Origin of the sequence: Nocardia sp. NPDC127526, from assembly GCF_042672265.1 — a bacterium.
GTDB lineage: Bacteria > Actinomycetota > Actinomycetes > Mycobacteriales > Mycobacteriaceae > Nocardia.
The window spans coordinates 13,264-32,993 of sequence record NZ_JBHXVO010000029.1; the positions used below are offsets into that span (position 1 = coordinate 13,264).

13 protein-coding genes are annotated in these 19,730 nt (G+C 69.0%); 5 read left to right on the top strand and 8 right to left on the bottom strand.

Translation table 11 applies throughout. From position 1 onward, the window contains the following. Nucleotides 1-65 precede the first annotated feature (65 nt). Nucleotides 66-941 carry an NAD(P)H-binding protein gene (locus ACFVIV_RS31850; RefSeq protein ID WP_379202755.1) on the bottom strand — a complete coding sequence of 292 codons (876 nt, stop codon included), beginning with the start codon at nucleotides 939-941 and terminating at the stop codon, nucleotides 66-68. Nucleotides 942-1,230: 289 nt separating this feature from the next. On the opposite strand from ACFVIV_RS31850, the gene ACFVIV_RS31855 reads away from it, so the two are divergent. Next, complete coding sequence (locus ACFVIV_RS31855) at nucleotides 1,231-7,419, top strand: amino acid adenylation domain-containing protein (protein WP_379202757.1); 6,189 nt, start codon at nucleotides 1,231-1,233, stop codon at nucleotides 7,417-7,419. Nucleotides 7,420-7,476: 57 nt separating this feature from the next. Here the strand turns inward: ACFVIV_RS31855 and ACFVIV_RS31860 are convergent, their stop codons facing one another. Next, on the bottom strand, nucleotides 7,477-9,021 hold the full coding sequence (locus tag ACFVIV_RS31860) for an alanine/glycine:cation symporter family protein (protein ID WP_379202759.1): 1,545 nt from the start codon (nucleotides 9,019-9,021) through the stop codon (nucleotides 7,477-7,479). A gap of 219 nt (nucleotides 9,022-9,240) precedes the next feature. On the opposite strand from ACFVIV_RS31860, the gene ACFVIV_RS31865 reads away from it, so the two are divergent. Further along, nucleotides 9,241-10,098, top strand: a complete 858-nt coding sequence (locus ACFVIV_RS31865) for a hypothetical protein (protein WP_379202761.1) — start codon at nucleotides 9,241-9,243, stop codon at nucleotides 10,096-10,098. Between the two features lie 12 nt (nucleotides 10,099-10,110). On the opposite strand, the gene ACFVIV_RS31870 is transcribed toward ACFVIV_RS31865, so the two are convergent. Then, nucleotides 10,111-10,248: a hypothetical protein gene (locus ACFVIV_RS31870; protein WP_379202763.1), complete on the bottom strand. Its 138-nt coding sequence runs from the start codon at nucleotides 10,246-10,248 to the stop codon at nucleotides 10,111-10,113. A 255-nt stretch (nucleotides 10,249-10,503) separates the two neighbouring features. Between ACFVIV_RS31870 and ACFVIV_RS31875 the strand changes: the two genes are divergently transcribed. The 3 genes from ACFVIV_RS31875 (at nucleotide 10,504) to ACFVIV_RS31885 (ending at nucleotide 13,609) form a co-directional block, all read left to right on the top strand. Then, the gene (locus ACFVIV_RS31875; RefSeq protein WP_379202765.1) at nucleotides 10,504-10,950 is read left to right on the top strand and encodes a CBS domain-containing protein; all 447 of its coding nucleotides are present in this window, start codon (nucleotides 10,504-10,506) and stop codon (nucleotides 10,948-10,950) included. Between the two features lie 40 nt (nucleotides 10,951-10,990). Continuing rightward, a complete protein-coding gene (locus ACFVIV_RS31880) occupies nucleotides 10,991-12,277 on the top strand; it encodes an ArsB/NhaD family transporter (RefSeq protein ID WP_379202767.1) in 1,287 nt (428 codons plus the stop codon). A gap of 126 nt (nucleotides 12,278-12,403) precedes the next feature. Beyond that, the gene (locus ACFVIV_RS31885) at nucleotides 12,404-13,609 is read left to right on the top strand and encodes an FAD-dependent monooxygenase (RefSeq protein WP_379202769.1); all 1,206 of its coding nucleotides are present in this window, start codon (nucleotides 12,404-12,406) and stop codon (nucleotides 13,607-13,609) included. Between the two features lie 49 nt (nucleotides 13,610-13,658). Here the strand turns inward: ACFVIV_RS31885 and ACFVIV_RS31890 are convergent, their stop codons facing one another. The 5 genes from ACFVIV_RS31890 to ACFVIV_RS31910 all read right to left on the bottom strand — a co-directional run bounded on the left by ACFVIV_RS31890 (nucleotide 13,659) and on the right by ACFVIV_RS31910 (nucleotide 19,728). Continuing rightward, nucleotides 13,659-14,597 carry a sigma-70 family RNA polymerase sigma factor gene (locus ACFVIV_RS31890; protein ID WP_379202771.1) on the bottom strand — a complete coding sequence of 313 codons (939 nt, stop codon included), beginning with the start codon at nucleotides 14,595-14,597 and terminating at the stop codon, nucleotides 13,659-13,661. Nucleotides 14,598-14,607: 10 nt separating this feature from the next. Continuing rightward, nucleotides 14,608-15,798, bottom strand: a complete 1,191-nt coding sequence (locus tag ACFVIV_RS31895; protein WP_379202773.1) for an NAD(P)/FAD-dependent oxidoreductase — start codon at nucleotides 15,796-15,798, stop codon at nucleotides 14,608-14,610. A gap of 133 nt (nucleotides 15,799-15,931) precedes the next feature. Then, complete coding sequence (locus ACFVIV_RS31900; protein ID WP_379202775.1) at nucleotides 15,932-17,542, bottom strand: ABC transporter permease; 1,611 nt, start codon at nucleotides 17,540-17,542, stop codon at nucleotides 15,932-15,934. After that, entirely contained in the window at nucleotides 17,539-18,453 is a 915-nt protein-coding gene (locus tag ACFVIV_RS31905) for an ATP-binding cassette domain-containing protein (RefSeq protein WP_379202777.1), read from the bottom strand. Before ACFVIV_RS31905 ends, ACFVIV_RS31900 begins: the two co-directional genes overlap by 4 nt. 93 nt (nucleotides 18,454-18,546) lie before the next feature. Then, entirely contained in the window at nucleotides 18,547-19,728 is a 1,182-nt protein-coding gene (locus tag ACFVIV_RS31910; RefSeq protein ID WP_379202779.1) for a cation:proton antiporter, read from the bottom strand. Nucleotides 19,729-19,730 lie beyond the last annotated feature (2 nt).

Sequence of the window (19,730 nt, forward strand, 5' to 3'; positions counted from 1 at the left end):
ATCGAACGAAATTCACCCGATCGGGCGATCGGCCGAGCTGATCTTCAGCCCGGCGGATCGCTATTTCAGCGACTTGCGGGCACCAGCGATCCGGCGGAGCCGATTTCGAGGGCGTCGAATGCCGCGATGTTCTCGGCGACCCACTGCCGGAACGGTCTGGCCGGTGTTCCGGTGACCCGTTCCACGGTGTCGCGCACCCGCACCAGTTCGTCGGTGATATCGCCGCCGGTCACGTCGAGCACCGCATCGGCGGCGGCGCCGAAGACCGCGACCATGAACGCGCGCGCCTGCTCCCGGGTGATCTCGGCGAACGGGATCTCACGATCCAGCGCCGCGGCGAGGGTCGCGACCTGCTGCCGGGCCGTCACTCGTTCCGGGCCGGTCAGGGCGTAGATCCGGCCGACGTGGCCCGGTTCGGTGAGCGCCACCCGCGCCACCGCCGCGATATCGGCCGGGTGGATGGTGGGCAGCCCGATATCGGCGTAGGGCGCGCGGACCGCTTCGCCCGCGCGAATCGTCTCCGCCCACATCAGGCTATTGGCGGCGAACTGCGTCGGCCGCAGGATCGTCCAGTCCATGCCGCTGTGCTGCAGCAGCCGCTCGACCTCGGCGTTCTCGATGGCGGGACCCAGTCGCGGGTGGGTTTCGACGGTTATCGAGGACACCAGCACCACATGCCGCACGCCCGCCCGGCGTGCGGCGGCGAGGATCTCGGCATCGGGGCCGAGCCGCGGCAGCAGGAACATCGATCGCACGCCCGCGAAGGCCGGTTCGAGCGAGGCCAGGTCCTCGAAGTCGGCCTCGACCACCTCGACGCCCTCGGGGAAGGCGCCGCGGGCGGCATTGCGGGTGAGGGCGCGCAGCGGGCCCGCGCCCTGCTCGCGCAGTTGCCGCAGCAGGGCGGCGCCGATATTTCCGGTCGATCCGGTGACAAGAATCATGAACAGGCTCTTTTCATGCGTAGTGACCGATCCGCAACGACGCTAAATCCTCAATTCGTGTTGAGGTCAAGGGCTCTCGGGGCGGATGGCGACGGGACGCGCTGCACCGGCAGCCATCACTCTGCGAATTGCATACCGCGGGAGCGGCCTTCGACTTTCGGCCACACTCGCGAGGGCGGGCCCGTCAGTATTTTCTCCCCCGCGAAGCGGAAAATAGCTGAACTGTTGCCCTGGTACGGTCGAGGAGACGGAATTGTGCGACGGATCGAAGGTTGAGGGTTAGAAGCTGGTGTCTGCCGAGACTCTCGCGGTCCGTCGCGCCCGGCGGCCGCGGATTCGCAAGCCGCGGGTATGCACCCTGCCGCAGCTGCTGGAGACGGCGGTGGGCCTCGACCCCGGGGCGTGCGCGATCCGGTTCGCCGGGCAGTCGCTGACCTATGCCGACCTCGATGCGCGGTCCTCGCGGCTGGCGCGGGTGCTGATCGGGCGGGGGCTGGGTCCGGGCGATGCGGTGGTGCTGGCGCTGCCTCGATCCATCGATTCGGTGGTCGCGGTGTTGGCGGTGGCCAAGACGGGGGCGGCGTTCGTCCCGGTGGATCCGCGCTACCCGCGCGAGCGGGTGGCGCACATGATCGGCGATTGCGGGGCCACGTTCGGTGTGACGGTATCGGCCTGCCGCGGCGAACTGGATGCGGCCGTGCGGTGGCTCGAACTCGATTCACCCGCATGCGCCGATGAGCTCGCGCGCGTCTCGGCGGAACCGGTGCACTCCGGCGAACGCGTGCGACGGCTGCACGGCGAGGACCTCGCCTATCTGATCTATACATCCGGGTCGACCGGCAGGCCGAAGGGCGTGGCCGTGACGCACGCCGGCCTGGCCGGATTGTGCGCCGAGCAGGTGCGGCGGTTCCGGACCACCGCGGCGGCGCGGACCTTGCATTTCGCCTCGCCGAGCTTCGACGCGTCCATTCTGGAGCTGCTGCTGGCGGTCGGCGCCGGAGCGACCATGGTCGTGGTCCCGCCCGATGTCTATGGCGGCGACGAACTGGCCGAGCTGCTGCGCGACGAGCGCGTGACCCACGCGTTCATCACCCCGGCGGCACTGGCGGGGCTCGAGAATACGAATCTGCCGGACTTGCGCACGGTGATCGTCGGCGGCGAGGCGTGCCCGGCGGACCTGATGGAGCGCTGGGCGCACGGGCGGGCGTTCTTCAATCTCTACGGCCCGACCGAGACGACGGTGGCGGCCACGATCAGCGACGCGCTGCTGCCCGGCGATACGATCACCATCGGCGGGCCGGTCGCGGGGATGACGGCGCTGGTGCTCGATGCGCGCCTGGCGCCGGTGCCCGATCGGGTGGCGGGCGAATTGTATTTGGCGGGGCCGGGATTGGCGCGCGGCTATCACGGCCGGGCCGGGCTGACGGCGGCGCGGTTCATCGCGCATCCCGATGGCAGCGGTGAACGGCTGTACCGCACAGGCGATCTGGTGTGCTGGGTGGCCGGCGAGGACGGCGTCGCGCGATTGCGGTATCTCGGCCGCACCGATGCGCAGCTCAAGATTCGCGGGTTCCGGGTGGAGCCGGGCGAGATCGATGCCGCCCTCATGAGCTCTCCGGCGGCGGCCTTCGCCACCACCGTGGTGCGGCGGCTGCCCAGTGGCGTGGATGCCCTGGTGTCGTATGTGGTTCCGGCGCCGGGATCGTCGTTCGATGCCGAGGCGCTGCGGGACTGCGTCCGTCGGCAGTTGCCCCGGCATGCGGTGCCCGCCGCCATCGTGGCGATCGACAGCATTCCGCTCACGCCGGTCGGCAAGCTCGATTGCGCGGCCCTGCCGGAGCCCGTGTTCACCGCGCGGGCCTATCGGGAGCCGGTGACGCCGGCCGCGCGCACCGTGGCCGAGGTGTTCGCCGATCTGCTCGGCACGCCGCGGGTGAGCGCGGACGACGATTTCTTCGAGCTGGGCGGTAATTCGCTGCTCGCGACGCGGGCGGCGGGGCGATTGCGGGCCGTGCTGGGGATCCGGGTCCCGGCACGAACCGTGTTCGAGCATCCCACCGTGACGGCATTGGCGGCGGCCCTGGACGCGCTCGCCACCACACCCGCGCGGCATGTGCCATTGACCGCCCGCGAGCGCGGCGAGCACATCCCGCTGTCGCCGGCACAGCAGCGAATGTGGTTCCTGGCCCGGCTGGATCCGGCGTCGCCCGCGCACAATATCCCGGTGGCACTGCGCCTTTCGGGCAGTGTGCGTATCGATGCACTCACTGCCGCCCTGCGTGATGTGCTGGAACGACATGAAGTGCTGCGCACGATCTATCCGGAGCACGAGGGCGACGGCTACCAATACATCCTGCCCGCCGAGCAGGTAACGCTGGATCTGACGCCCACCACGACCACCGAAACCGCCTTGCGCCGGGAACTCACCGAATTCATGGGCGCGGGATTCGATGTGACGGCGGATGTGCCGTTGCGCGCCCGGATATTCCGGCTCACGGACACCGAATTCGTCCTGGCGCTGGTGATCCATCACATTGCCGCGGACGGCTCCTCGCTGGCGCCGCTGACGCGCGACCTGATGGTGGCATACGGTGCACGCACGCAGGGCATGCCACCCGCGTGGACGCCATTGCCGGTGCAGTATGCCGATTTCGCGATCTGGCAGCACGAGGCGCTCGGTGCGGCAACGGATCCGGATTCGCTGCTGAGCGAGCAGCTGCGGTATTGGCGCGAGACCCTCGCGGGCCTGCCGGCCGTGCTCGACCTGCCCGCCGACCGCCCGCGCCCGCCGGTGGCGAGCAATCGCGGTGCGGCCCGGGCCTTCCAGCTGGATCCGGAACTGCATCGCGCGCTCGAACAGTTCGCGCGCGATCGCGACGCCACCCTGTTCATGGTCGTACACGCCGCCCTCGCGCTGCTGCTGGCCCGGCTGTCGGGCACCGCGGACATCGCGGTGGGCACGCCGGTGGCCGGGCGCGGTGAGCAGGAACTCGACGATCTCGTCGGCATGTTCGTCAATACCCTCGCATTGCGCACCCGCACGGATGGTTCCGAGGGTTTCGCGCAATTGGTCGACCGGGTGCGGGAGACCGATCTGAGCGCCTTCAGCCATGCCGACATTCCGTTCGAGCGGCTCGTCGCCGAGCTCGACCCGCCACGCAGCCAGGCGCATCACCCGCTGTTCCAGGTGGCGTTGTCGTTCCAGAACTTCCCCGGCCAGGCCCTGCGATTGCCGGACCTCACCATCGCGCCGATCGACCTCGGCGATGAGGTCTCCCCCGTCGATCTGCAATTGACCGTTGTGCCGCAGCAGGATTCCGGGGACCCGGCGGGACTGTTCTGCGCCTGGCGTTACGCCCGGGACCTGTTCGACCCCGCGACGGTTGATGACCTCGGCCGGCGGCTGACCATTCTGCTGCGGGCGGCCGTGGCGGACCCGCAGCGGCCGACCGGCGATCTGCCCATCCTGGACGAGCCGGAGCGCACCGCACAGCTGACCGCGGCGACCGGGCCGCGCCTGCCCCTGCCGCACCGGTTGCTGCTCGACGGATTCACCGCGCAGGCCCGCCGCTCCCCCGACTCGCCGGCGGTGAGCGGCGAGGGTGGATCACTGACCTATGGTGAGCTGGCCGGCCGCGTGAATCGGCTGGCGCGCAAGCTGATCGGCATGGGTGTGGGTCCCGGGGTGACCGTGGGCCTCGCCATGGACCCCGCGCCGGACCTGGTCGTCGGCATGTACGCGATCGTGCGGGCCGGTGGGGCCTTCGTGCCGATCGATCCCGGTCAGCCCGCGGCCCGCATCGCCGACATCCTGGATGCCGCGAATCCGATCTGTGTCCTGACGGCCGGGGTGGGCGTCGATATCCGGGACAGGCCGGTACTCGATGTGGGCGATCCGGCGAATTCCGGTGCGCTGTCCGCATTCTCGGACGCGCCACTGACCGACGCCGACCGCTTGCGGCCACTGCGTGAGCAGGACCTGGCGTATGTCCTCTTCACATCCGGGTCGACCGGACGCCCCAAGGGCGTGGGTGTTCCGCACGCGGCGATCGTCAACCAGATCTCCTTCCTCACCGCGGAATACCGGCTGGCCACGACCGACACCCTCCTCCAGTCGGTCCCCGCTACCTTCGATGCGTCGCTGATCGGCTATGCCGCGCCGCTCAGCGTCGGCGCGCACGTGGTGATCGCCACCGCGGAGGAACGCACCGATCCCGCACAGCTGGCCCGGCTGATCGCACAGCACCGGGTGACGATGACGGCCTCGGTGCCGTCCTTGTTGGCAGCCCTGCTGGATTCGGCTCCGCCGCAGTCCTTGTCGTCGCTGCGTGCGGTGTGGGTCGGAGGCGAACCGCTGCCCGTCGCGACCATCGACCGGTTCACCGCCGCGGGCGCCGCCCGGCTGCACAACCTCTACGGGCCGACGGAAGCGACGGTTTCCATTACCGGCGCCGATGTGACCGGCTGCGGCGCCGGACCGGTGCCGATCGGTCGCCCACACGGGAACTGCCTGGCCTACATCCTCGACGCACGCCTGCATCCCGTTCCAGCGGGCACCCCCGGTGAGCTGTATCTGGCCGGGCCCCAGCTGGCCCGCGGCTATCTCGGCCAACCCGGTCGCACCGCGGAACGGTTCGTCGCCGATCCTTACGGTCGTGCGGGGACGCGGATGTATCGCACCGGTGATCTGGTGCGCCGCAACCGAACCGGCGATCTGGAATACCTCGGCCGCACCGACGCTCAGGTGAAGCTGCGCGGGCAGCGCATCGAACCGGGCGAGATCGAGGCCGCTCTGCGCGCGCATCCGACGGTCGCCTGCGCGGCGGTCACGGTGCGCCGCGAACAGCTGATCGGCTATGTGAGCGCCGCACCGGCCGCCACGGTGAACACCGCCGACGTGCTGGCCGCACTGCGAGAAATGCTGCCGGGCTACATGATTCCGGCGCACCTCATGGTCCTGGACGAATTCCCGCTCGGCACCACCGGCAAGCTCGACCGCTCCGCCCTGCCCGATCCGCAGGTGCCGGTGCGCGAGTACCGCGCTCCCGGCACCGCCGACGAGCAGATGGTCGCGGAGGTCTTCGCGACCGTGCTCGGCGTCGACCGGGTCGGCCGGGACGATGACTTCTTCGCCCTCGGCGGTACGTCGCTCTCCGCGGTCCGGGTGCGGGCGGCGTTGGCCGAGCGCCTCGGCGTTCCGGTCCCGTTGCGGCATTTGTTCACTCATCCGCAGGTCGGCGAGCTTGCCATCGTCGTGCGCGGTGGTGATCTCGCCCCGCGTTCCGGTACTACGGCCGTCGCCGATCCGCTGGCCGATACCGTGCTGGACGCGGCGATCACCGGTGCCGGCCGCGCTCCCGTAGGACCCGGCGCGCCCGAGGCCATCCTGCTCACCGGCGCGACAGGATTCCTGGGCGCCTTCCTCCTGCGCGAACTGCTCGACCGGACCCGGGCCACGATCTACTGCCTCGTGCGGGCTCCCGAGAACCCTGAGATCTCAGGAAGTTCCCGCGAGGACGCCGGTTCCGCCGCCCGCGCCCGGATCCTGGCAGCTGCAGCGCGATACCGGATCTCCTTGGCGGACATGGAATCCCGCATCATCGCCGTCCCGGGCGACCTCGCACAGCCGCGACTCGGCCTGACCGAGTTCCGATTCGCCGAACTCGGCGAGCGCATCGACGCGATCTACCACAATGGCGCGCTGGTCAACCATCTCGAACCTTACGAGCGCATGCGCGCGGCGAATGTCGCAGGCACCACCGAGATTCTGCGATTGGCCGCCACGCCCCGGCTCAAACCGGTCCACTATGTATCGACCAGCTCCGCCCCGCACACCACCGACCTGCCGATGGGGCTACCCGGCTATGTCCTCACGAAATGGGTTGCCGAGCAGCTCGTCCGCGCGGGCGCGCGCCGCGGTATACCCGCCTCGATCTATCGCCCCGGCTTGATCACCGGCGATTCGCGCACCGGGGCAGCCGGAACCGAGGACGCCTGGTGGACGATGCTGCGATCCATGCTCGTCATCGGCACCGCGCCCGACCTCACCGGCGCCGAAATCGCCATGCTGCCGGTCGATCACGTCGCGGCGGCCATCGTGCGCTCCGCAATGGAGCAGGAGCACACCGGATCGGTGGACCTGGCGCCGGAAACCGCGTTGCCGCTGCGAGCGATCGCGGATGAAGTCCGGCGACGCGGCTATCGATTGGACCTGGTCCAACCCGAGAACTTCCCCGCAGCGCTGACGGCGGTCGCCGAAGAGCGCCTCGCCGCCGGAGACGAATCACTCTCGCGCGCAGCGGCCTTGAGCACCAACTACGCCGGACAGCCCACCTCGGGCGACGCCGAGAACACCACCGGCGAACCGGTCCGAGACCACCCGGTCGCCCATGTTCCCGGCGTCGACACCGCGGTGCTCACCCGCTATTTCGACTTCTTCATCGAGACGGGATTCTTTCCGCCAGCTCCTCGCGCGTAGTCGCCAGAGGCGATGTCCCGCCGGACGGCCCGAGCAGTGCCCGGGCCTTCCGCGCGGTTAGGGCGAAACCGGCGCTTTCTCCTTCTGGGCCTGCGGTTCGTAGGTCTCCCAGAACGTGGCGCCGGGAATGCTCAATGCCACGGGATCGAAGACCGGATCCTTGCCCGCCTGCTGCTGGCGTTCGTAGTCCCGCAGCGCCTTGTAGGCCGGTTGTTGCAGGATGATGATGCCGATGATGTTGAGCCAGGCCATCAGTCCGACACCGATATCGCCGAGGGTCCACGCGTCGGTCGCGGTCGACACCGCGCCCGCCGCGACCGAGACCAGGATGAGCGCTTGCAACAGCAGGGTGGAGTTCGAGCCGATGGTGCCGCGAATGAACGGAACCGGGATGGACGCGGCCTTGCCGAGCAGGAATCGCAGGTTGGTTTCGGCCATGTAGTAGTAGGCGATGATCGTGGTCAGGCAGAAGAACGCCAGCGATATCGCGATGAAGGTGGATCCGGCGCCGCTCCACATGGTGTCGAAGCCGACCTGCGCGTAGGCGGGGCCGACCGCGGCGTTCGAGGGCAGCGCGCCGCCCTCGGCGATCACCGCGCCGTTCGCGGATTCACCCTCGAACACGCGGTAGGCGCCGGTCGACAGGATGAGGAATCCGGTTGCGGTGCAGATGAACAGCGTGTCGACGTAGACCGCGAAGGCCTGCACCAGACCCTGTTTGGCCGGATGCGACACCTCGGCCGCGGCGGCGGAGTGCGGGCCGGTGCCCTGGCCGGCCTCGTTGGAGTACACCCCGCGCTTGACGCCCCACATGACCGCGGATCCGATGATCGCGCCGAAGGCGGAGTCGATGCCGAAGGCACTGGCGAAGATCAGGCGCAGCACCCCGGGCAGCTCGCCGATATTGACGATCACGACCACCAGCGCCAACGCGATGTAGACGATGGCCATGAACGGCACCACGACCGCGGCGAAGGCCGCGATGCGCTTGACGCCGCCGATGATCACGAACGCCAGCACGATGACGGTGCCGACCGCCACCACCCATTCACCGACGCCCCAGGCCTGATGCATGGCCGAGGCCATCGAGTTGGACTGCACGCTGGGCATGAGCAGACCGCAGGCCAGCACGGTCACGGCCGCGAAGATGAAGCCGTAGACCTTGAATGCCGAACCGGCGCGGGTATGCGCCATCGCCTTGCTGAAGTAGTAGGCGGGCCCGCCGCGATATTCGCCGGTGAGCGGATCGCGCGCCTTGTAGATCTGGCCCAGGGTGCATTCGACGAACGAGGTCGACGCGCCCAGGAACGCCACCGCCCACATCCAGAACAGCGCACCCGGCCCGCCGAACGCGATGGCGGTGGCGACGCCGGCGATATTGCCGGTGCCGACGCGGCCGGACAGCGACATGGCCAGCGCCTGGAACGAGGACACACCCGACGACGACTTCTCGCCCTGCAACATCAGCCGGATCATCTCCGGGATTTGACGGATCTGCACGAACCGGGAGCGCACCGAGAAGTAGACACCCGCCGCGAGGCACAGGTAGATCAGGCCCTTGCTCCAGATATACCCGTTCAGGGTGTCCAGAAATTCAGTCAAAACACGTGCTCCCTCGAGGTGACGACAACCGCCCGAGATCCTCGCATACCCGGCAACACCGCCAGTTACCGATCGGTCACATCGATGTAAGGCGCCTGCATCGGGCCGGGACGGCCGGGAATCTCGAGGCGACTGCATCGACCGTCGCGTTGTGTGCGCGTGTCGGCAATCGTGGCGCTACGCTTCCGAGGCAAGTCAGCCAACCTAAGGACGAACTTCATGCGCTCGATGCAGCGTACGGGTTTGTGCACCGCCGTCGCGCTATTGTTCCTGGTCACCACCGCTTGTGCCATCGGCAACCGCGCCGATACCGCCGGGCCGCCGCGGCCGGCGCATCCGACGCCGGTACCGGCGGCGGACTACACCTTTCCCACCGAGTGGGCGGGCGACTTCACCTTCCGCTGGAGCGCCGCCGACCCCATTGATCAGGCAACCCCGGAGGCCGTGTTCGTCCGGGCCTTCGCGGAGGCCAAGCGGTTGTCGATGGCGGTGGGCTCCGACTTGTCCTATCCCGGATACGCCCGCGCCGTCGCACCGGTCGATTGGCTCCGGGTTCCCGAGGGCGGTGAATACCCGCCCGGCGCCACCCGCGGTGACTGGGTACTGCGTTGGGCCGGAACTTTCCACGCCCGGATTCTGCGGATCGATACCGGACCCGAGAGCTTCACCGCGGCCTACTGCCTCGATTTCGACGGCGTCGCGGTGTCCGGAGACGGCGGCGCCACCTATCGCTGGGTCCGGACCGGTTTCGGCGGCGCGCCGCCCACCGGCTGGCCGATCTGGCTGACGGCGCGCATCGACCCCGCCACCGCGCAGCCGTCCTCCCCCTCGACGTCGACCACGGCCCGCACCGACCGAGCACCCAACTACAACGCCTTCGAGGGCTGGCAGGTCACCACCGCCTGGGGCCCCTCACCGCGCACGCCGGACGAGGCCGCCCTAGCGCAGAACTGCACCACGTGGGCCCGCGACAACCAGCGGGTCGATGTCCTCGGCACGAGACAGGATGGCGCACCGGCGAATCCGCCCCCGGCGCCCGAACCGCCCTTCCCCGGCTGGCCCGCCCAGGATCTGTGACGCTGCGTCCGCTCACTCCCAGCGGAACCCGCGGGTCGCGATGGCCGTCGGGCCCGCCAGAATCCCGAGCAGCAGCCGCACCCTATTGCTGATGCTGCCGTTCGCCTCGGAATCCGAGGGCTGGACCGACCCCGTCACCGCCCTGTTCACCGCTACCTCCGCGGTATGCGTGACGGGTCTGTTCGTGGTTTCGCAAAAGAGGCATTCGTCAACGGCTGTTCGACTTGCTCTTGGGCCGTTTTTTACGGCATCTTTATGTAGGCGTGCCGGGAAGTCTGGTCGGCGATACGCGGTCCGAAAGCCTCGGACCGTGACCCGACGAAACCGGAGTCGGCGTGACGGATATGCGCTCCACCTCGACGTCTTTCCTCTCGGCGACAACCCGCCGAGTCGTATTCTGCACGTGTGCACGCTGCTCAAATCGCCGAGGAATACCCGGTGGTCGGTCTGGACACCACCGCCTTGGATGCGGCTCGGCTGCTCGCCGAACATCGGCTGCCCGGTCTGGTGGTCGTCGACGGCCAGGGCGAGCCACAGGCCATCCTGCCCGCCTCCCAGGTGGTGCGGTTCCTGGTCCCGACCTATGTGCAGGACGATCCGTCGCTGGCGGGGGTCCTCAACGAGGCCATGTCCGATCGGATCGCGGAGAAGCTGCGCGGCAAGAAGGTTCGCGATGTCATCCCCGAGAAGTTCAGCGAGATCCCGCCGGTCCGAGCCGACGACACCGTGCTCGAGGTCGCGGCGCTGATGGCCCGATCCCGCTCCCCGATCATCGCCGTCATGGACGACGGCGCTCTCGCGGGCGTGATCACCGCGTCCCGGCTGCTGGCCGCGATGTTGCGCTATTCCTGATCCCGCCCGGGATCCGGGACCGCCTCGGGGGCGGACCCCGATGACCGCCGTGGCGGTGGCGGTATTCACCGTGGCCTACATTCTCATTGCCAGCGAACGGGTTCCGAAGACCACCGCGGCGCTCGGCGGCGCCGCCATCGTGCTGGCACTGGGCGTCACCGACTCCGAACACGCCTTCTTCTCCCACGAGACCGGCATCGACTGGGATGTCATCTTCCTGCTGCTCGGCATGATGATCATCGTCGGGGTGCTGCGCCAGACCGGCGCGTTCGAGTACACGGCCATCTGGGCGGCCAAGCGCGCCAAGGGATCCGCGCTGCGCATCATGATCCTGCTGGTGCTCATCACGGCGGTCGCCTCGGCCTTCCTCGACAATGTCACCACCGTCCTGCTCATCGCCCCCGTGACGCTGCTGGTGTGCGATCGGCTGGCGATCAACCCGGTGCCCTTCCTCATCGCGGAGGTGCTGGCCTCGAATATCGGCGGCGCGGCCACGCTCATCGGCGATCCGCCCAACATCATCATCGGCAGCCGGGCCGGGTTGTCGTTCAACGACTTCCTGATCCACATGGCCCCGATCGTGGTGATCGAGCTGGCGGTGTTCACGCTGATTCTGCCGCGCCTGTTCCGCGGCTCGTTCACCGTCGACCCCGAACGCGTCGCCGACATCATGTCCCTCGACGAACGCGAAACCATTCGCGACGGCAGGCTGCTGGTGCAGTGCGCGGCGGTGCTGGCGGCGGTGTTCACCGGATTCATCGGGCATTCCGTGCTGCACGTCGAGCCGTCCGTGGTCGCCCTGCTCGGCGCCGGTGTGCTGGTCCTGATATCCCAACTCCCCCAACGCGATTACCTGTCCGCGGTGGAGTGGGAGACCCTGCTGTTCTTCGCGGGCCTGTTCATCATGGTGGGCGCCCTGGTGAAGACCGGCGTGATCGAACGCCTCGCCGAGCTGGCCACCGAGGCCACCGGCGGCGACGCCCTACTGGCCACCATGCTCATCCTGGTCGTCTCGGCCCTGCTGTCGGGCATCATCGACAACATCCCGTACGTGGCCACCATGAGCCCGATCGTGGCCGACCTCGTCGGCGGCCTCGACCATCCCCAGGCCGGCGCGCTGTGGTGGTCGCTGGCGCTCGGCGCCGACTTCGGCGGCAATCTCACCGCCATCGGCGCCAGCGCCAATGTGGTCATGCTCGGCATCGCCCGCCGCTCCGACCACCCGATCTCCTTCTGGGAGTTCACCCGCAAGGGCGTCGTCGTCACCGCGATCACCATCGCGATCGCGGCACCGTACCTGTGGCTGCGCTACTTCGCACTCGGCTGACCGATCTCCTCACCGAAGAGTTCGCGGCGGCGCTGTTCGGATTCGCCATGATTCTGTCCTTCTTCGGACCCCTCATGGCCCTCCCGCAGGCGATCATGGACTTGTCGCCGTACCGAGGGGGTAGCCATGCGCATTCTGATTTCCGGGGCCAGTGTCGCCGGGCCCGTCCTGGCGTACTGGCTCAACCGGTACGGATTCGCGGTCACCGTCGTCGAACGCGCTCCGGCGCAACGGAAGTCGGGCGGGCACGCGGTGGATCTGTTCCGTCCCGCCATGGAGATCGTGGACCGGATGGGGGTGGCCGAGGATATCCGCGCCAAGGCCACCGGGACGGAAGCGCTGGAGATCCACCGGCCCGGCGCGAATACGCTGCGGGTCGATCTGCGCAAGGTGTTCACCGCGGTGTCCGACAACCATGTCGAGATCATGCGGGACGATCTCAGCGAAATCCTCTACGGCACCAACTCTTCCGAGGTCGACTACATCTTCGGCGATTCGATCACCGCGATCGGCGACGACGGCGAGGTCACCTTCGAGCGCGGTCCGGCGCAGCGCTTCGATCTGATCGTCGGCGCCGACGGCCTGCACTCGAACGTGCGGGCCCTGGTCTTCGGCCCGGAGTCCCGGTACTCGACCTGGATCGGCGCTTACCTCGCGGTCATCTCCGTCCCCAATTATCTGGACCTGGACGGCGTGATGGCCGTGACCGTGGAGGTCGGGCGCGGCGCGGGCATCTACAGCGCCGCCCACATGGACGACGCGCGCGCCCTGTTCATGCTTCGTCCGCCGCAACCGCTCGACTATCACCATCGCGACACCGAGCGGCAGAAACAGTTGCTGCGCGACCATTTCCGCGGCATGGGCTGGGAAGTGCCGCGCCTGCTCGCCGAGCTGGACCGCACGCCGTCCTTCTACTTCGACTCCATTACGCAACTGCGTTTGGACACCTGGTCGCGCGGCCGGGTCACCCTGGTCGGCGACGCCGCCTACTGCCCGGGCGCGGCGGTCGGCGGCAGCACCAGCATGGCCGTGGTCGGGGCGTACATTCTCGCGGGCGAACTCGCCACCCACGCCGGTGACCATCGGGCCGCCTGCGCCGCCTACGAACGCCGGATGGGCGATTATGTGCGCCGCAGCCGCGGTTTCGCCGTCGCCGCCGCGAAGGTGATCGTCCCCGCTCGCCGTCTGGACCTGTGGGCCATGCTCAATGCGGTCCGCCTGATCAATCATGTCCCCGCACCGGTGAGCCGCGCCGCCGCCAAACTGAACAACAAGGGAGTGCGGCTGCACGAGTCGATCGTGGTGCCGGACTACCCCCTCCGCGACGTGTGACGCGCACCGACCGGCCCCGGGCGATCGGCGCGGTGAAAGCCCGAGTCGGTCACCACGATTCGACCAATGGCGCGTCGTGCTCCTGCCGCTGCCATTGCGCGGTGAGACGCGCGATGCGGGCCGGGGCGGCGATGCCGCGGATGGCTGCGATCTTGTCGTCACGCATTTCCAGGATCGTGACGCCCAGGATCCGATCGTCGATCGTGAAAAGCATGGCCGGGCAGCCGTTGACCACACCGGCATGGATGGAGGGCGTGCCGCCGGCGAGTCTGCGTTTGGCCGCAGACGGTTTCAGGCCGGCCCGCACCGCGGCGGCGATCTGCTCGGGGTTCAGGTACCGGATGAGCTTCTCGGCCGATCCCCCGGCGCCGTCGGAGACGCCGGTCGCATCGGCGGTCAGCAGCGCCACCAATTGTTCGGTGCGGCCGGAGGAGGCGGCGTCGATGAACGCCTCGACGATTCGGCGCGCGGAGGTCTGGTCGATGCCGATTCCATTGCGGGCGGCGGCGATCCGGCGGCGGGCGCGGTGAATGTGCTGCTGGCTCGCGGACTCGGTGATGCCGAGGATCTCGGCGATTTCGGCGTGGCTGTAGGAAAATGCCTCGTGCAGAACGTAAACGGCCCGTTGGACCGGCGACAGCCGCTCCATGAGGGTGAGCACCGCCAGGGTCACCGACTCGCGCTGCTCGACGGTGTCGGCGGGGCCCAGCATCGGGTCGCCGTCGAGCAGCGGTTCGGGCATCCAGGCGCCGACCGCGCGTTCGTGCCGTAGTTTCGCCGAACGGAGGCGGTCGAGCGCCAGATTCGTGACGATCTTGGTCAGCCAGGCCTCGGGGACCTCGATGTGGTCCCGGTCGGCGGCCTGCCACCGCAGGAAGGCATCCTGCACCGTGTCCTCGGCGTCGGCGGCCGATCCGAGCAGACGGTAGGCGAGACAGGCCAGCCGATTCCGGCTGGCCTCGAATCTCGCCACGGTGGCAGTGTCCATGACCACCAATCTATGCGGGCACCACGTCGACCGAATGCGCTGGGGTGGTTGCCAACCGGTGCCGGCGGCTCGGCATGCCGTAGGTCGGGCGGCTGATGGCCCAGGCGCTGGTCGCCACGATCGCCGCCTTGACCTGTGCCGCCGGTCGGCCGCACAGGGCCCCGGACTTCGCGTGCGCGTCACCGTCGACCAGCTGGAAGATCCCGTCCTTGCGCCCGAGGCTGATGTGGTTGCCGACATAGGCCAGCGCGGTCGCCTTGATCTTGCGGCCGGTCAGATCCCCGACGATCGCGGCCGCCGCCTGTGAGCCGGTGAATCCCGCTGAAGCACAGGACATCGGCAGGGGTTGTCCGTTCTCGCCGATGACGAAGACGCTGTCACCGGCCACGTACACATTCGGGTGCGAGATCGACCGCATCTGACGGTCGACGGTGATCTGCCCGTTGGCTTGCACCGCGAGTCCGCTGGCGGCGGCGATCGGGTGCACGGCGAAACCGGCCGCCCACACGGTCGCGTCCGAGGCGAAGACGGCGCCGTCGGCGGCGATCGCGCCCGTCTGCTCGACGCGCTCGATCGCGGTGTGCTCGTGCAGCGTGATGCCGAACCGGTCGAAGGCGCGCAGCAGGTGCCGGCGGGCCTTCGGGCCCAGCCAGCCGGCCAGCTCACCGCTGGTGGCGAGGCTCACCTCGAGTCCCGGGCGGGCTTCGGCGATTTCGGTGACGGCTTCGATGGCGGTCAGATTGCCGCCGACGACCAGCACCTTGCCGTTCTCGCCCAGCTCGTCCAGGCGTGCACGCAGCCGCAGCGCGGACGGCCGGCTCGCTACATGGAAGGCGTGCTCGGCGACGCCCGGAACACCGTGGTCGGCGACGGTGCTGCCGAGTGCGTAGAGCAGGGTGTCGTATTCGAGCTGGTCGATGCCCTCGCCGTCGACAATGGTGACGGTCCGCTGCTCGGCGTCGACAGCCGTCACCCGTGCCGTCCGCAGCCGAATGCCGGTGCCCGCGAACACTTCCGCCAGCGGCCGGTGCGGCAGCTCGTGTCCGGCGGCGAGCTGGTGCAGGCGCAGCCGCTCCACGAAATCGGCTTCGGCATTGACCACGGTGATGTCGACGTCGTCGGCGTGCAGGGTGCGGGCCAGGTATCCGGCGGTGAAGGCTCCGGCGTATCCGGCTCCGAGGACGACGATGCGGTGCTTCATGATTCGCTCCTGTCTGGTTCGCGTGCACTCTGAACGAGACAGGCCCCGAATTCCTGACAGCATCTTTCGGTGACGCGCGTCACCCTGCGAACGGGCGGGTCCCGGGTGGATACCCGCGCGGTCGGCGAAGGGGTCAGGCGCCCACGTCGCGACGGCGGAAGCCGGTCAGTCCCACCGCGATTCCCGCCGCGCCGAGGGCGAGCAGGATGAGCAGCGCCGTCGCGGTCACGCCCTCGAGCGGCGCGAGGGGTGTGTGCGCGAACGGGGAGGCGTCGTCGAACCAGTCGGGCAGGTCGAAGGAGTCGGTGAACAGGGTGGCGACCGCGCAGTAGGCGAAGACCGACCAGGCGACGGGCAGCGCGATCTTCGGTAGCCAGCCGAAGGCGATGGCGGCCGCGGCGGCAATGGTCCACACGCCGGGCAGGTAGGCGAGGGAGGCGGCGGCCAGCCGGGCCGGTTCGCCCGCATCGCCGGTCATGAGGCCGTGGGTCAGGCCCTGACCGAAGCCGCCCGCGACCAGCACCAGCGTGCTGCCGATCAGCGCCGCGCCCAGGTGACCGCCGAACCAGGCGTATCGGCTCACCGGTGCCGCGAGGATCGGTTCGGCGCGGCCGTCGGCCTCCTCGGCGCGGGCGCGCAGGACGGCGGTGATCGAGTACGCGGACACCAGCAGCGCCAGCATCGACAGCGACAGCGCGAGATAGGAGTTCACCGCATCCTCCGCGCCGCCGGGCAGGAAGGCGGCGAACTCCGGATTGTCGGCGAGATACTGCTCGATGCTGTCGGCGAAGGAGCCGTAGGCCGCGCCCAGCCCGAACACGCCGATCACCCAGCCCGCCAACGTCCCTCGCTGCAGCCGCCACGCCAATGCGGCCGGTGAGCGCAGCGCCCAGGTCGCGCGTGCCCGCCCGGTGGCGTACGGCAGCAGGCCCGCGCCGAAATCGCGGTGGGTCAGCAGCGCGAACGCCAGCGCGGTGAGGGCGATGGTCGCGACCACGAACAACAGCAGTGGCCACCAGCGATTCTCGACATAGGGATAGGTGCGCTGGCCCCAGCCCAGCGGGGATGCCCAGGACAGCGTGCCGTCGCCGACATCACCCACCGCGCGCAGCACATAAGCCGATGCGAGACACAACGCCACGGAACCGTAGACGCTGCGCGGATTCTCGAAGACCTGCGCGGCGACGGCGGTGAGGGCGGCGAAGGTCAGCCCGACTCCGGTGATCGCGGCCCCGAGCAGTATCGATCCGCCCACCGGCAGGCCGGTTCCGACGGCGACGGCGAAAACCGCCAGTCCGGCAATGAGATCCGCCATACCGGCGAGCGCCAGCGCGGCAATGGCCGGCGCGCGCCGACCGACCCGCGCGGAACGGATGAGCTCCATCCGCCCGGTCTCCTCATCGGTGCGGGTATGGCGGCCGACCATGAACATGCTCATGAGCGCGACCACGATCGCCACATAGCCGAACACCTCGAACAGCACTTCACCGCCGATGGTGTCCAGCAGGCGTTCCGGACCGCCCATGGCGACGGCGGCCGCATTGCCGCCCATGGTGCGGCGCAGCTGGGCGAGCTTCTCCGGGGTGTCGTAGAAGCGCTGGCTGCTCAGCGATTGCATGGCCAGCAATGCGGCGGCCCCGCACAGCCACGCCAGCAGCGGGAACCGCTCCCGCCGCAAGGCGAACCGCAGCAGCACCCCGGCTCCCGCGGCGTCACCGCGCAGTCCCGTCACGCCGATCGTCACGCGTGCTCACCCACCGGCTCGGCCTCGTCGCGATAGTGGCGCAGGAAGATGTCCTCCAACGTCGGCGGCGTGCTGACGAGATCGCGCACGCCCAGTGCGGCCACCGCCCGCAGGGCGTCGTCCAGATGCGCCGGGTCCACGTCGAATCGAGCGTGGGTACCGTCCACGATCAGATCGTGCACGCCGGGCACCTTCTCCAGCTCGGCGGGCGATCCGGTGGTCTCGACGCTGATGGTGGTGCGCGTCAGATGGCGCAGTTCGGTGAGCGTGCCGGTCTCGACGGTGCGGCCGTGGCGGATGATGCTCACCCGCTCGCACAGCGCCTCGACCTCGGCCAGGATGTGGCTCGACAGCAATACCGTGCAGCCCTGCCGCGTCAATTCCCGGACGCACTCGCGGAATCGGGCATCCATGATCGGATCCAGGCCCGCGGTCGGCTCGTCCAGCAGCAGCAGTTCCGTGGCTCCGGCCAGCGCCGCGACCAGGGCGACCTTCTGCCGATTGCCCTTGGAGTACGCGCGCGCCTTCTGGTGCGGATCGAGTTCGAACCGTTCCAGCAGCTCGTCTCGCCGCCGCCGATCGATCCCGCCGCGCAGCCGGCTCATCAGGTCTATCACCTCGCCACCGGTGATCCCCGGCCACAGCACCACCTCCCCCGGGACGTAGGCCAGCCGCTCGTGCAGGGCGACGGCATCGGCCCAGGGATCCGCGCCCAGCACCCGGACCGTTCCGGCGTCGGCCCGCAGCAGGCCCAGCAGAATCCGGATGGTCGTGGTCTTGCCCGACCCGTTCGGCCCCAGAAAACCGTGCACCTCACCCGGCGCTACAGTGAGATCCAATCCCTCCAGAGCCGTTGTGCGGCCGAACGTTTTCCTCAGCCCCGCGATTTCGATGACGGCAGCGCTGCCCATGGCGGTCCCTTCATGGTGACCTGTTACTCCCCGCCATCCATGCTGGTACCGCCCATCACCGGCGTCAAGGCGCGACTACAACCTCGCACCCCATCATTCGGCGACCGCCTTGGGCCGCTCGAACTGCCGCAGCAGCGGCTCCACCACACGCGCGGCAATGGGGCCGAGCACGGCCATCAGCAGCACATAGGTGGTGGCCAGCGCCGCGAACTCACTCGGCACCGCACCCGCGGCGACCGCCAATCCCGCGATGACAATGGAGAATTCGCCGTGCGCGACCAGGGCGGCCCCGGCTCGGGCGCGACCGTAGCGCGAGGCCCCGGCACGCCGGGCCGCCCACCAGCCGGTGAACAGCTTCGCGGCGGTGGTCACCACGGCCAGCACGATCGCCCAGCCCAGCACCGGCGGAATACTGCGCGGATCGGTGGTCAGGCCGAACAGCACGAAGAACAGGGCCGCGAACAGATCCCGCAGGGGTTCGAGCAGTTTGGTGGCATTGTGGGCCGTGGAATCGGAGATCGCGATGCCGAGCAGGAACGCGCCCACCGCCGCCGACACCTGCAGCGCGGAGGCGACACCCGCGACCAGCAGCGCCGCACCGAGCAGTTTGAGCAGGAAGATCTCGCGGTCGTCGCTGTCGACGATCATGGACACGTACTTGCCGTAGCGCAGCGCCACCACGAGCACCACCGTCACCGCGGCCAGCGCGATGCCGAGCGTCTTCAGCCCGGCCGCGAAACCGACTCCCGCCAGAATGGCGGTGAGCACCGGCAGGTAAGCCGCCATCACCAGATCCTCGAACACCAGGATCGACAGGATGGTCGGCGTCTCCCGGTTGCCCAGCCGGCCGAGATCGCCGAGCACCTTGGCCACGATGCCCGAGGACGAGATATAGGTGACGCCCGCCATGGCGACCGCTCCGGTCACGCCCCAGCCCAGCCACAGCGACACCAGCACCCCGGGTGTCGCGTTCAGCACGAGATCGACCACGCCGGCCTGCCAGGAACCGCGCAGACCCGTCACCAGTTCGCTTGCGCTGTACTCCAATCCGAGCAACAACAGCAGCAGCACCACACCGATTTCACTGGCCAGGTGAATGAACTCGTCGACATGCCCCAGCTCGACCAGTCCGCCCGTGCCGAACACCAATCCGCCGATCAGATACAACGGGATCGGCGACATCCCGATCCGCGCGGCGAGCTTTCCCAGCAAACCCAGACCAAAAAAGACCGCGCCCAGCTGAATCAGCGCGAGCGCGGTTTCGTGTGCCACCATCT